The following is a 13264-nucleotide window of genomic DNA, read 5'->3' as shown; positions in this document are numbered from 1 at the left end:
GAGACACGATCACAACCACAACTCATGACATCGAATTCGACTGCGACTGACACGACCCAGACGAGAACCAATTGGCAGGTCGACTACGACGTCGAGCCGATCGAAATCCGCGACCCCGTCGCGGAGGCCCTCGACGTCCTCGAACCGGGCGAGCCGTTCGTCATCGCTTATAGAGACGCGGTGAAAGAGGCAGGACACTCCTGTCCGACTGCCTCGGGCGCCTACCGGATCGTCCAGCTCGGGCTCGACGCCCTGTATCCCGACGACTATCCAGTCCGGAGCGAAATCGAGGTCCAGACGGCCGGCCCGCAGGAGGATGCTGCGTACGGCGTGATGAGCCGTATCATCTCGTACGTGACTGGCGCGACCGGCGATGACGGATTCAGCGGGCTCGCCGGCGGCTATGGCGGCCGCCGCGACCTCCTGTGCTTCGACGGGTTCGACCCGGACACGGCGGACCCGACGTTCCGGTTCCGGCGAACCGACACGGACGAGACCGTCGAAGTGGCCTACCACGTCAGCGACGTTCCTAGCGGTGGACCCGCAATCGGGAACCTCCAGAGGATTCTCGACGGATCGGCAAGCGACCAGCAACGGGAGGCCTTCGCTGACGCTTGGCACCGCCGCGTGCAGGCTGTTCTCAGAGACGCCACCCTATTCTCCGTCGAAGGGGTATGAACGCGGCGGTGTACCCCTCACACTCGTAATGAGAGTTACCGCGATATACTGTTGGGCTCCTTGGGTACCTTGGTAGCGCCATCACCTAACTCGCCGACATCGATATGAGAGTACCCCACGCAAACCATCCCCTCAGAGTTGTCCAAGTATCGAGCTACAACCGCCAACCCAAATACTCAAACAAGAATCTCGCCCATCCCGCGTCAACTGCCATATGGAGCAAGGTAATCGTGTTTCCAATGGTCGATATCGATCTCCACAGCCTCTGAAGTCGTTGGAGAACCGACCGTGACCCATCAGTCATAATCTGCGGCAACGTCTACGGACACATCTATGCCGTTGTATGAGTCGTCGGAGCGCCCTGTCGGTGCCGTCGATATTGACGGGGTACAAGAGGTCAACTATGATTTATTTCCAGTTCATTTCGAACTGATTCGAAGGCACGCATCAAATCTATCCTCCGAGGTTGTGAACCGAGAGTTATTACATCGAAACAAGGGTACAAAACAATCGCTCCGCAGAACTCAGCGACCGTAGCCCCACTCTTCGAGGATATCGGTGACGTCGTCGACTTGCTGCAGTCCAACGATGATGGCTGCTTCCCGAAGGTCAGCCTTCTTGACTGTCTCTCCGAGTGCTGACTCAACGTCAGATTTCGCCTGACGCTGTGTATCGAGTGTCGATTGCTGGAGATGGAGCTGGACAGTCTTCTCCCGGCCATCAGTAATACTCGAACGATCGAAAATCCACGGCAGTTCCGGGCTTGAGCTGCTGCTCTTGTCTTGAGAGCGGTCTAGCTCTGACCTGCCAGATGAAAGAGTCGACGACTGGGCCTCCGTAATGTCGGAAGAGCCAGTTGTATCCGCCTCAGTATCGCTGTCGCCGCTACCGAGCGGATCATCGTCACTTGCTCCGCTCTTGAATCCCGTCATGCTGGCTCCTCCAGTGCCCCTGGTTCGGGCGCGTTCGGTGCTTCGAGACCGACCTCGGCCTCGAGGAACCGAGCGATACGATCAAGTTGCGCCAGCGTCTCGATCTCGTAGTCTCGCCGCCGACTCCGATGTTCTCGAACGTACCTGAACGCTGAACACTGCTGTTTCCAGCACCCCTCCATGAGCGAGGTCCGATCACCGATTATCTCTGGGGTTGGGAACTCGATGTCCTCCAGCATCTCTCGTTGGTCAGATGTGTTCTTGACGCCATTTGGGATGGCACCGAGCACCCCAACGTCGATGTTCAGCTGGTCAGCGAAGTTGGTGGCGAGGTCTGCCAGCCCCTCAACGGAGGCCTGCCCTTTCCACGATGGTTCCACTGGGATAACGAGATTCCGCGTAGCGTAAATAGCGTTGTAGAGGTGATCCGATTCAGTGGCCGGTGGGTCACAGAGGAGGACATCGTAGTGGTCACCGACATCGCCTTCTCGAAGAACCCGCTGGAGTTGTGCGTAGATATTGTACGCATCACCGAGGTCTTCAGCCTTGGACTGCTCGCGTGCTAGATGGTCGGAGAGGTCCGAGAGCATGTTGTGTTCCGGGACGATATCGACACCCTCTGCGGTTCGAATGAGTTCCTCGAACGGCCCTCGTGGGCTGTTGACCATGTGTCGAACGAGGTTGTCGGCGCTGCTGTCGGCACGGTTCGTATCGACGCCTAGCAGTCGTGAGAGGTCGCCATCTTGTGGATCCAGTGGGACCACGAGCGGCTTCAGCCCCGCACGAGCGTGGGCGACGGCCAGATTTGCAGTCAGCGACGTCTTCCCGACACCCCCGGCCTCCGAGTACACGGTATAACTCAGCATAGACACGTATGCAACTTTCTTGGATAAGAATCTTCGTCAGACAACATATCTATCTTTGACATCTAAGAAACGTATCTAAGAAAGTTGTCTAAGATTCTTAGATAACTTCCTAAGATGCCCGTCTAAGTTTCTCAGATAGAGGTCTGTGACAAGTGGATAATGAGATAGGAGGGTCAGAGTGTAGATCGGTACTATAGTAATTCTTTTTACTGTTCCCAAATTATTGGTAACTACCAGATGTACGAGACTCTCGACGAGACAGCGGCACAAATCATCCTCGCGATAGAGAGTGGTGACTCTATCCGACGGGTTTCGCAAGCCCTCCACACGCCATACGAGACGGTGAGACAGGCCGTCAACCGTCTCGAAGACGCAGGGTACGTCCGATATGACGCTGGTCTCTCTGTCGTTGACGACCGCGTGAGAAGCGCCGCACGGGAGCTCATTGCAGCCAGCGCGAGCGTCAGTCCCCCCTCTATCGAGGAGGCATACGTAATTCCACAGTTCAGCGACTGGCCATTCGCATTCGCTCGAATCGACGCCGTCTATGTTTGGACACAGGGGGGCTATCAAGTCGGTCGCAACCCCGACGACTATCCACTGTTCATCGCCGTTCGTGAGCAAGACGTCGGCGCCTGGGAGTCCTTCTTCGAGTCGTTCGACCTTCCTACCACATTCGACCGCAGGCCCCGAGACGAGCTCACAGGACCGCTCCAGATCGTCCTCGACCCACAACCGTCACTCGAAATGGACTACGTCGAAGGCTATCCGGTGATTCCGAGGGCAGAGACAATCAAATACATGAACGAGAACTATACCCAGTTCCAGTCGGCGCTCGCGATGCTCGACCGGATGTATGATGATCTTGACCTCGGTGTCACTTACCGGGAGACGGAGCGGGTGCAGCCATGAGTTTTCACAACCGGAGTGATGCCCTCATCGAACTACTCGATGAACTCTCCAAAGAAGGCCTTGAATACGTCCTTGTCGGCGGCTACGCTGTGTCAGCGTTCAATGCGCGCTTCTCAACAGATCTCGATATCGTCGTTGCACCCGACTCCAAGTCGAAATTCGTCGAGTTCCTCGAACAGCGAGACTTCGAGAAAACGGACAGCCATGCAAAGGAATGGTTCTACGACACCGAGGTAATCGAGTACGAAAAACGGCTGACACCCCAGCAGCCAATTGGCTTTGATTTACTGGTAAATGGACTGGGCTGTCGCCAGACTGAGGCACAATGGTCGTTCGACTACCTGTACGACCATAGCCAACAACAGGAAGTTAGCGGCGGAACGGTAACAACGACGGCCAGAGTTATCGATGGGGCGGTTCTCGTGGCAGCAAAGCTCCACAGCGGTCGTGAAACAGATCTTCGGGATGTCTTGGCGGTCGCTGAAGAAATTGCACTCGATTCGGTGACAGCTCACCTCCGGCGAGGGGACGAAGATGCTCTACGGGAGCAATTGGAGCGTGGATTAGAGATTCTTGGGAGTGAAGAACTCAAACATGGTTATCGCAGTGACTTTGGGGCATCAGCTGTCTCAGCAGAGACGGTCAGTTCACTACAAGAGTATCTATCATCGCAAGTTGACCAACTGAGCTAATCCCCTCGGAGTCACGGTCGAGAACAGGATATAGTTCTATTCATCCGTGGGATTTTGATCAGACAAAGTACGCTTATTGGAGTAAACGTAAGCACTTACCCCGAAGCGATAATAACTCGGATTCGGCCTATTCAAGGCCTGCAGAAGTCACTTTCGAGCTTATGCGATATCGATATACCATATGCCGCGATACTATTTCCCGAGATGGAATCGGCTATCAGCATAACCACTGTAATTATGTCTCCCAGAATACAGTAATCACCATCGACACCAGAGATCCGCCTGCGTCCGGTGACGAGTTAGCAACCTACTATCCATCCCAACTAAGGCTATCGACTGTAGGGAACGTCTCCTTCGCAGTCCGGGGCGGGTGATAGTATCGTGATTTAACCTCGTAGTAGCCAAATTCCGGTGGGATGATCGCACAGGCTTTCGCCAACAATTTGTCGGCGGTATGCGTAATGATGCGTATCCGTTTGTTTGTCTCGAAGAGATGAACTGCTAACGCTACCACTGACCCATCTCGCCAATTATTCGTTGTCGGGTACTTGCTTTGCTGATCGAGAAAATGGTTTGCCTCTCGCCACGCCTCCGCAGCAACAGTAGTCCCAGACTCGGTGTCACCCGTGTCGTCTTCGGGGTGACGTGGCGTTGCAAGACGAATCCAACCTTCTTCGATTCCATGATCCAGATATGGGTTAGATACTGTACCGCCCGGTCCCTGGTCTGCCAGCTCCTCGTAGATAAGTTCTGGTACCCAGAGCTCTGTTTGGGCTGTCTCGACAGCGTCTCTGAGCGTGTCGAGATGTGGGTTTGGGTGTTTCCCGAGGCTCCGAAAAACGACGGTATCGACGATATTCGCCGTGTATATCTCTCGCTGCTCCCCCACACTCATTCTTCAGTTGAGTCTGTGTCGGGTTGCTCACTGCCGACGTTGTCTGGCGTATACGTCTCCGGACTAGAGGGTTTCTCGCCGAAGCCTCGAATCGCATAGATTGCGTCGACAAGGTCGTAAGTCATCCCGGAGGAGAGCCCCGTGAGATCGCCGATCTGTCGAATGGTGATATCTCCCTCGTTGTGAGCCCTCACGAGATCGTGTGCGAGAGCGAACGTCAGGAGTCCATGCTCTTCGAGGATGCGGTCGATAACGGAATACTCGTCCCGCCGGCTCAGTACCTCGACCAGTGCCGGTGTGATGGAGACGGCTACGTCCCGTACCGTCAGGGTCATTTCGAAGTCCTCGGCGGTATACGTGGCAGCACCGTTCTCCGCACCGGCCTCGGTGATGAGGCCCGCACGCTCGAGTTTGTGGAGATAGTCGTAGACCGTCTTCTTCGAGACAGCCGCCTTGTCGACGAGTTCAGGGCCGGTCGCGGTCTCTCTGTTTCGGATACTCGTATAGAGACCAGCAAGAGCAGCGTTATCCACCAAGTCCGTGAACGCCTGAATCCCTGTGATACGTTCAGGGGTTCGGCCGGCGTTCCGGACGTGGTCCGTGTCGTATGACATAGTTGTATAGAGTTACGAAACTCGGAACAGTAAATGTTGGGGTCCATAGAACGAGTCGACTGGGTACCTCAGGGCCGTTCGGAAGACGTAGTCTCTCGAACTACTTGGCCCCAGGCAGTTTACCGATCAAGTGAGTGTCCCGAGATATTGACTACGCCAAGAAGCCGATTGTCAATAGAGAGCTACTTCGAGATTAGCCATATTCGTTGAGAAGATCGGCCTCACCGTCTATCGGCGGTTAAATTCGGCTACCACGCTTGCTTTGTTCCCTTTTGCTAGTCACCGTGTGATGTGACGGTATCTTCAACCACAGTAGCATCGTGCGTCCGCAAGCGGTCCTCGATTTCGTCGACCTCTGCATCAGAGACACTCACTGCGACACGGGGCCCTTCGGCTTCCGGAACGTCTTTGGACAATCCCCAGACACCGCCGATGAAGCCACCGATGGCAATGCCGATGGTGAACCCGAAGGTAACGAGCGCAAGCCGCCCAGCTGACAGTATCGGACTGAGACGCGGGAACCAAATCATATCCATGGCCATCGCTAACAGGAGTATCGCACCGAGAACGCCGCCGACGAGACCACCCCACAGCAGGCCACGTGCTTCCGGTGGCCGAGCCGAAGGATCGAAGAACGGATTCTCGATATCCGGGCGTTCCGGATCGTAGCCGTCCTTACGGAGGTCTTCTTCTGCTTCCGTCGCATCGGCTGGGTCGTCGTAGCGTGCGACAACTCGTCTCACGACGGCCCACCTCCCTCCAGAATGCCGTGGACCTGAGCCTGGACGTCCCGGCTAATCGTCTCTGGTGGCCCGGCGATCCAGCCGTGGTTGTACTTGCGGTCGTACGGCGCCGCGTCGGTCGGCTCGAAGAACTTCCGCAGGTAGTTCTCGACGGGCGTGGGGAGTTCGTCCTGCCTGACGGCGAGCATCGGCCCGTGTTTGCCGCGGTGGCTCTCGACGCTGGCTGGGATGGCCGTCTGCCAGTCGTTCGGGTTCGAGAAGATGAAGTTATGTCCGGGCTCAGCCAGCCCCCATCCGATGTTTCGGGACCACTCGCCGAACCACCAGCCCTGGTTCCGGCCGAGGTCTTTGAACCCGGCCCACGCGGCACTCACGCTATAGGGGTCGCCGGCGTCGGGAATCCGTGTGACGTGCCCGTACGCGCTGAGGTTTCGGGCTACCTCAGAGCTGATTGCCGACTCGTCGCCGACGAGGTACATGTAGGCATAGTCGTAGCGGGCTTCGAGCTGCTCGGCCGTCTCCTCGGGAATCGAATCGGCTTCGACCCAGAGGAAGCCGTCGCCGCCATGGGCGTTCCAGGACTGGATTGGGATGGAGCGGTCCGGGGCGTCCAGGCTCCCGATAATCACTTCGTCCTCGTGGTTGCCGTGCATCGAGCTGACGTACTGGTCGAGGTTCGCGGCGACGCGAACTGGATTGGTACCGGGAATGCGACGGACGTCCATCCCCATCGCTTCGACTTCCTGCCTGACCGCGTCGCTGATGTAGCGCTCGCTCCCGATGAGATACACCTGGACGTTGCCGTCCATCCCGACCCCCTCCGGATGCGCGCGCTCGATTTCGTCGCGAGTGGCTTGCGGCAGTTCATCTTGCCGTGTCAGCAGTACGGCGCCGTCGATGGGGTGGTGGATGAGTCCGACACCCGGGAGCGCCGCTTCGAGCACGCTGTCGTTGACAAGGGTGAGCGCCCCCGGGTAGGTCGGTTCGTTGATGGCCGTATAGACGCTCTGGCAATAGGCAGCTGCCGTCTCATAGATGTTCTCGCCGGCCAACCGCGTGGTCATCGTCGTGGCCGTCCACTCGTCGAAATCGGCTGTCTCAGGGCCGGTTTGCTGCCCGTCGTCGTCGCTCTGGGCCATCGCGATGCCACCGAGGCCGGCCGCGGCCGGAATCGTTGCCAGGTCTCGCAGGAGCTGTCGTCTGCTTTTATCGGTCATAGTGCACCTCCGGGTTTGACGTTCTTGCGGACGAGCAGGCCGTTGACTGGCCAGGCGATGAGAAAGCCAATGAGCGTCGAGAACACCATCACGCCGAACCAGAGGATGTTGTCGTCGCCGGGCATCATCGGGAGATTGAGCATCATCAGGAAGTACATCATCGTCATCATCCCAACTGAGACGCTCGTCATGCTCACCCCGACGGCCAGCAGGGCGTGTCGGGTCGCCGCGCGTCGGTCGAGGTCGAGCGACTCCTCGAACATCGGGATGTGGAAGACGAGCCACGAGACGAGGAAGGCGACGACGTAGACGATGGCCATCATGAGCACCATCGAACTGCCGAGCATGAACACGGGGCTCTCGAACACCACCAGCGGCATCCCGAAGTAGGTGAGGCCGAACGCGACCGCTATCATCGTGCTCGCGGCGAAGGCGACACCCATTGCCGTGGCCGAGGCGGCCCGGAGCCAGTACGGTCTGACGACGCGCTGGTGGCCATCGCGCTCGATCACCTCACGGCCACGGTAGGCAAGCCAATAGAATCCTAGGCCAATGGGGCCAAGCAGCAGTGTGAACATCGGCCACACGAGCTTCGTCCAGTCGCTCGTCTCGGGAATACGACGCCGCGTATGTGCGTAGACGAACGAGGCCCCCAGCAAACTGAACGCCGCCCAAGACGCCGAGAGCGCGTCGAGCGGGCTCATGCCGGGACCCTGAAGCCGGTAGGGCGTAATCTCGACGGCGTAGTCACTCCGGGCCTGGGACACCCAGGAGACCTCTTCCATGGGCCCCAGGACGAAGACGTGGTTGAACGGGCCCTCAGCAGGCGTGGAGAACCAGCCCGACTGGATTCGCCATAGGTAGTTCTCCGTGACGGCCGGGAGCGTCCCGTCGTCGTGGGCCAGGAGTATCGGACCGGCCTTCCCCCACTGGAGGTTCGTGCTGGCGACGGCGTGGCCGGGCTGGTCCGGATTGACCAGCATCGTGTTGTAGTACCCGACCTTGTCACGCTCGTCGATTCCCCAGCCGAAGTCCCGGGACGCGTCGCGGAACTTCGCGATCTCGACAGCGTGGTCCTGTGGCGTCGACCCGCTGACGCGAGTCCACTCGACATTCAGTTCACCGAGCGCGTTCTGACTCACGAGGTCAGGCGGCGCGAGGACGTACGCGTGTGAGGCGTTCAGTTCGTCGATGGCCCGCTGCGTGGCGTTCGGAACACCGTTCTCATCAGCGTAGAGAATCGGATCGCCGCTGTAAGCGCTCCACGCAGCGGCTGGGAGCGCCCACCGAGGCGACTCGTTGCCGACGATAATGACGTTGCCCGAGCTCACATCGTCGCTATTGTTCCCTCGTGTCGCGATTTGGGCGGCTGTCTGTGCCGGATTGCCCCCAGACAGCTGGACTGTTGATGCATTCGGCGCCGTGGTACCGTTCCCATTGCTTGGGACCGGCGCATCGCCATACAGGACGATGGCGTCGGAAGCCGCTCGTAACCTAGAGGCTGCGAGCGCTGTCTGCCAGTCGCCCTCGGGGACGCGAACGACAGTGTCGTACGAGGCGTTCGCTCCAGGCGGTCGCGCGGCCTGCGCAGTATACGCGCTCAATTGTGCGAGGTCGTCCGCCGGAAACCGAGTGGTGTCTTTCGTCTGCATCGTCGCGTAAGTCCCGTCGGGCGTCTGGCCGTAGTCGAACAGCGTCAGCGCGACGACGTAGAGTGGCTGTGCGGCGACGATGACGACGACGAGCGCGGCGACGACGGTGGCCAGCGTTTTCCATGCGTCCATTGGTCTGTGTCAAAAGAAATGGGTGCTCTGTGAACGGTTCTGATTCATCTCACGGCCGCTAGTGTGCTAACTCCCCGACGCCATGTTTCGACAGCTCTCCGCACACTCCCGGAGAACGTCGGCACAGACTTGGCAGTGCTCGGCGTCGTGGCGCCCACACTCCTCGGCGCACTCCTCGGCCAGCCCCGCGTTGAGCTGGGCGAGTTGCGTATCGTAGTTCGAGTTACGAGCCATGAACCGAGCGTGGGTGGACGCGATGTCAGCGACGTCCCGACAGAGTCGGAGACACCGTGCCATCTCTTCGCCCTCGCCCGCACACTCGTCGGCACACCACTCACAGACCTCTGTGGCTTCGAAGCAGTTTTCGAGACACTCACGCGCTTCGTCGTCCAGGTGGCCGATCTTCCCGGCCGTCTCTGCGAGAGACATACACAGATAGTGGGGTGTGAAATTTTTGTCAGTTTGCACTTCGAAGGTGTGGCTCTGAGGCGGCCCAGTTTCCCTACTCAGTGGTCCTGCTTATAAGCCAGTCTAGAGAAGCTTGCTCCTGCCGGTCACAGATTGGAGTGATTGAAAAACGCATATCCGGCAATGGCTGAACTAGACGATACGGACGTACGGATACTGCGACTACTCCTCGACGATGCCCGGCAGTCGTACACGGACATCGGCGAGAAAGTTGGCCTCTCGGCACCGACAGTGTCGAACCGCGTCAGCAGACTTGAAGAGCTCGGTATCATCCAAGGGTTTACACTCAATATCGACCGGTCGATGCTCCGGGTCGGCGATGCGGTACTCATCGAGATACGAACCGAGCCCGGAGAGACTGACGCCCTAGTGGCCTCTCTTACTGGCATTGACGCGGTCGAATACGTGGTGCAGTCCTTCGAGCCACAAGTGACGGTCCACGCGTTCATGAACGACCGAGAACTCGAAGAGCTAGTCACCGAGACACTCAATCAAGAGAGTATCGAGCGCTACGAGATTCGGAAAGTTTCGCATTCAGTGTGGAATCCGGGAATCGACCACGCCGACCTCGCAATCGAGTGTGTCCAGTGTGGTAAGTCTATCAGAGGCGACGGTGTTTCGGTGACAGTGGAGAAACGCCGGTACTATCTCTGCTGTACATCGTGTGAATCCGCGTTCAAGGAGGAATACGAGACGCTCCAGACGGCTGCCAACGACGGGTGAGCGGCCTCAGTCCCTCGACTCGATCTCAGTAACGTCCGTGGTTTCCATCGCTCCGTCGCGGTGTTCACGCTCTACATGGAGTTGAATTCCCTCTGCCGTGTCCGAGGTCTCGACGACGTCGACAACATGCGGTGTTGCGTCCGGGTCCAGAACTGTGAGGGTGTCATCGTCACTGACGATGCCATAGCCGCTCTCGATACAGTGGCCCATGAGCGCGCAGTCTCGGGTGTGGACCCGGGCTTTCTGCAGGAGTTCGTCACGCGCGTTCTTCCTGATACAGCCGACGTCCATTACGTAGCCTTCGATCGTCTCTGTCTCGTTGGTCATACCAACAGACCGTTAGTACCTCCGACAGAAGCGACTTGATACGGATGCTGTGCGGATTGGTTACCGGCTATTGTCAGTGGATAGTTGCTGCTAGCTGATATCCGCAGAGGCTCAGCTTTGATAATTCACCACGAGTTACACTTTTAGCACTGGCACGTCAAATAGATATCGTCGACGAAGGCGACCTCTGCGGTATCCACACGCTGGACTGTACCACGGACGGAAGCCGTTCAGCTGTCTCCGGCTAGGTCCCGAACAGATATTCAGCGTAACCAAACCGCGGCACTCAGGCTATTCTCACCCACGCACACCTCAACAAAACCATGAGCTCACGAACCCCAACCGAGTACGTCGAAAAGGCGACTGATTCATCTGCCAGCGAAGCAGACCGCAAAGAGGCGATTCACGCCCTCAAAACAGCCAACGAATGCGATGAACTAGCCGCGATAGTACGAAATCACGATATCGAGGCGCAATTCCGCAAGGAAGCTCTCGAAGCCATGGGGACGTCCCAGTGTGACGGCACGCTCCAACTGCTTGTCGACGAAGAAGTGCTGGATTCCGATATGCAATCCCGAGCGGTCGAGATACTCGATAGTATGCAACAGTGAGATATCCGCCGAAGAGTTCTGTTGTGACTGAAGGTGACGGTGAAATCGTCGAATGAACTACGTCTATGCGCTTCTCGGCACGTTGTGTCTCCTCCTCGCCGTCGGCGACCTGCTCTGGACCACACTCTGGGTCGAGGGCGGGGCTGGGCCGATGACTAGTCGACTGATGGGCTGGACGTGGGACGGACTCCGAAGCATCGCTAGTAACCGCCCCCGATGGTTATCGGTCGCCGGTCCAGTGATACTTGTCGGTAGTCTGGTCGCCTGGATCACGTTGCTGTGGGCCGGATGGACGTTCCTGTTCGCCGGTGCAGAGAACGCGCTCATCGATACGCGAGATGCAGGCCCGATCTCGTGGACCGAACGGCTGTACTTCGTCGGCTATTCCGTGTTCACGATGGGCAACGGCGACTTCACGCCGCGGGATGGAGTCTGGCAGGTCGTTACGGCGCTCACCACCGCGAGTGGGATGCTCTTCGTGACTCTGAGCGTCACCTACGTGCTCTCAGTGCTCAGCGCCGTCACGCAGAAACGGGCACTTGCAAGTAGTCTGTCGGGGCTCGGTTCTCGAAGTGCCGAAATCCTAACGACGAGCTGGAACGGCGAGGAATTCAACGGTCTCGAACTCCCGCTGAACACTATTTCGACGCAGATAAACACGCTCACGTCGAATCACAAGGCCTACCCGATTCTCCATTATTTCTACACGCCTGACACCGACCGAGCCCCGGCAACAGCCATCACCGTCTTCGACGAGATGCTGACACTGCTTCAGTTCGGTGTCCCGGAACAGCACCGACCGAATGCACTGGCCATTAGACAGGCTCGCTCGAGCGTCAGTACGTATCTCGAAACGCTCGATACCGCGTTCGTCCAAGCGGCTGATGAATCACCTCCAGTGCCAGCGATTTCCGACGTTCATGACGGGGGTGTTCCAACAGTCGCTCCCGAGGACTTCCATGACGCGATGAAAACATTGGATGACCGCCGTCGACGCCTGCTGGGTCTTCTTCAATCCGATGAACGCCAGTGGCCCCAATGATAGACTGTTGGTGGTTTGTACGGTATGAATAGAGTCCGGTGGCATTACTTCGTAGCTGCTGTCGGAACCTGGGTGATGGCAGCACCGTCTCTACTCGAACTGACAGTGGAACTCTTCCGGGCCGATGTCCTTGCTGGCGGCGTTCTCGTCGTTGTCGCGGGATACAGCAGTCGAGGCGCGGTAGAAAACGAGCCGATGCACGGCGGTGCTCTGGGCGTGAATTTATCTGCTGGAGTGCTCCTCCTGGCCTTTCCGCTCTATCGAGACATTTCTGGGCTGATATTCTGGAGCGACATTGCGTGCGGCAGTCTAGTCGTTATGTTGACGACATACCACCTCTATCACGCTTTTGTGACTGAACAGCAACAATGAGGTCACATTGAGAGATACGAGTGAAGGCGACTTCGCCCTGGTCTCGGTTGAGTTACAGTCCCTCATCTTTCTCGAAAGAACCCCTGGCAAAATGAATAGCAAATTCGCATATCTCCAGAAGAAGGGTCGAGACTCTGGACGAGTTACGGTGCGACCTTCACCATCTGAAGTCTATAGGTTGTATTTTGGTAGGCCACGTACCCTGTGGTCTCTCGCGCAACACGCCAAGCTTCCGATGGAGTTCGACTCTCTGGGCTTGGGGGGAGGCGATCAGTAGCCGCGACGAGCAGTCGAAGGTTTCTGGGAGGTGTTTCGTTGCTCAGCCCGCTCCAGGGTTCAGTTTGACCAGCTTCGATTACCATACTAACTTGCTCCCGTTGGTAATTTG

General features: G+C 57.8%; 16 protein-coding genes and 1 pseudogene. 7 read left to right on the top strand and 10 right to left on the bottom strand.

Annotation, left to right across the window (positions count from 1 at the left end):
- Nucleotides 1–24: 24 nt before the first annotated feature.
- The gene (locus EGD98_RS18325) at nt 25–678 is read left to right on the top strand and encodes a hypothetical protein (RefSeq protein WP_006186940.1); all 654 of its coding nucleotides are present in this window, start codon (nt 25–27) and stop codon (nt 676–678) included.
- A gap of 35 nt (nt 679–713) precedes the next feature.
- Here EGD98_RS18325 and EGD98_RS20885 read toward each other — a convergent pair.
- The 3 genes and pseudogenes from EGD98_RS20885 to EGD98_RS18315 form a co-directional block, all read right to left on the bottom strand.
- Nucleotides 714–991 (bottom strand): annotated as a pseudogene (locus EGD98_RS20885) (site-specific integrase); the annotation flags it as partial.
- A 211-nt stretch (nt 992–1202) separates the two neighbouring features.
- Nucleotides 1203–1610 (bottom strand): DUF7970 domain-containing protein, encoded by a 408-nt coding sequence (locus EGD98_RS18320; RefSeq protein ID WP_220589831.1) that lies wholly within the window; start codon nt 1608–1610, stop codon nt 1203–1205.
- Complete coding sequence (locus tag EGD98_RS18315) at nt 1607–2476, bottom strand: ParA family protein (protein WP_220589830.1); 870 nt, start codon at nt 2474–2476, stop codon at nt 1607–1609. Before EGD98_RS18315 ends, EGD98_RS18320 begins: the two co-directional genes overlap by 4 nt.
- A 237-nt stretch (nt 2477–2713) precedes the next feature.
- On the opposite strand from EGD98_RS18315, the gene EGD98_RS18310 reads away from it, so the two are divergent.
- Together EGD98_RS18310 and EGD98_RS18305 are read left to right on the top strand one after the other, a co-directional pair.
- Entirely contained in the window at nt 2714–3388 is a 675-nt protein-coding gene (locus tag EGD98_RS18310; protein WP_220589829.1) for a helix-turn-helix domain-containing protein, read from the top strand.
- Nucleotides 3385–4080: a nucleotidyltransferase family protein gene (locus EGD98_RS18305; protein ID WP_220589828.1), complete on the top strand. Its 696-nt coding sequence runs from the start codon at nt 3385–3387 to the stop codon at nt 4078–4080. The genes EGD98_RS18310 and EGD98_RS18305 overlap by 4 nt, the downstream gene beginning before the upstream one ends.
- A 310-nt stretch (nt 4081–4390) precedes the next feature.
- Here EGD98_RS18305 and EGD98_RS18300 read toward each other — a convergent pair whose 3' ends face one another.
- The 6 genes from EGD98_RS18300 to EGD98_RS18275 all read right to left on the bottom strand — a co-directional run bounded on the left by EGD98_RS18300 (nt 4391) and on the right by EGD98_RS18275 (nt 9762).
- A complete protein-coding gene (locus EGD98_RS18300; protein ID WP_236039622.1) occupies nt 4391–4975 on the bottom strand; it encodes a PIN domain-containing protein in 585 nt (194 codons plus the stop codon).
- Nucleotides 4972–5589, bottom strand: a complete 618-nt coding sequence (locus tag EGD98_RS18295; RefSeq protein WP_220589827.1) for a transcriptional regulator — start codon at nt 5587–5589, stop codon at nt 4972–4974. The genes EGD98_RS18300 and EGD98_RS18295 overlap by 4 nt, the downstream gene beginning before the upstream one ends.
- Before the next feature lie 275 nt (nt 5590–5864).
- Nucleotides 5865–6332, bottom strand: coding sequence for a hypothetical protein (locus EGD98_RS18290; RefSeq protein WP_220589826.1), 468 nt, complete (start codon nt 6330–6332; stop codon nt 5865–5867).
- Complete coding sequence (locus tag EGD98_RS18285; RefSeq protein ID WP_220589825.1) at nt 6329–7549, bottom strand: cell wall-binding repeat-containing protein; 1221 nt, start codon at nt 7547–7549, stop codon at nt 6329–6331. Before EGD98_RS18285 ends, EGD98_RS18290 begins: the two co-directional genes overlap by 4 nt.
- Nucleotides 7546–9333, bottom strand: coding sequence for a DUF4396 domain-containing protein (locus EGD98_RS18280; RefSeq protein WP_220589824.1), 1788 nt, complete (start codon nt 9331–9333; stop codon nt 7546–7548). Before EGD98_RS18280 ends, EGD98_RS18285 begins: the two co-directional genes overlap by 4 nt.
- A 66-nt stretch (nt 9334–9399) precedes the next feature.
- Nucleotides 9400–9762, bottom strand: a complete 363-nt coding sequence (locus EGD98_RS18275) for a four-helix bundle copper-binding protein (protein WP_220589823.1) — start codon at nt 9760–9762, stop codon at nt 9400–9402.
- 162 nt (nt 9763–9924) lie between these two features.
- On the opposite strand from EGD98_RS18275, the gene EGD98_RS18270 reads away from it, so the two are divergent.
- A complete protein-coding gene (locus tag EGD98_RS18270; RefSeq protein WP_220589822.1) occupies nt 9925–10524 on the top strand; it encodes a winged helix-turn-helix transcriptional regulator in 600 nt (199 codons plus the stop codon).
- Nucleotides 10525–10530: 6 nt separating this feature from the next.
- Here EGD98_RS18270 and EGD98_RS18265 read toward each other — a convergent pair whose 3' ends face one another.
- Nucleotides 10531–10851 (bottom strand): hypothetical protein, encoded by a 321-nt coding sequence (locus EGD98_RS18265; protein WP_220589821.1) that lies wholly within the window; start codon nt 10849–10851, stop codon nt 10531–10533.
- A gap of 323 nt (nt 10852–11174) precedes the next feature.
- Here EGD98_RS18265 and EGD98_RS18260 point away from each other — a divergent pair, with 323 nt between their 5' ends.
- The 3 genes from EGD98_RS18260 (at nt 11175) to EGD98_RS18250 (ending at nt 12876) form a co-directional block, all read left to right on the top strand.
- Nucleotides 11175–11462, top strand: a complete 288-nt coding sequence (locus EGD98_RS18260; RefSeq protein ID WP_220589820.1) for a hypothetical protein — start codon at nt 11175–11177, stop codon at nt 11460–11462.
- Between the two features lie 238 nt (nt 11463–11700).
- Nucleotides 11701–12504, top strand: a complete 804-nt coding sequence (locus tag EGD98_RS18255) for an ion channel (protein WP_220589819.1) — start codon at nt 11701–11703, stop codon at nt 12502–12504.
- A 24-nt stretch (nt 12505–12528) separates the two neighbouring features.
- Complete coding sequence (locus tag EGD98_RS18250; protein ID WP_220589818.1) at nt 12529–12876, top strand: hypothetical protein; 348 nt, start codon at nt 12529–12531, stop codon at nt 12874–12876.
- Nucleotides 12877–13264: the final 388 nt, after the last annotated feature.

It is taken from the genome of Haloarcula salinisoli (assembly GCF_019599405.1).
In the GTDB taxonomy this organism is placed as follows: domain Archaea; phylum Halobacteriota; class Halobacteria; order Halobacteriales; family Haloarculaceae; genus Haloarcula; species Haloarcula salinisoli.
Note: the sequence above shows the minus strand (reverse complement) of the source record. Positions and strands in the feature narration are given on the sequence as shown.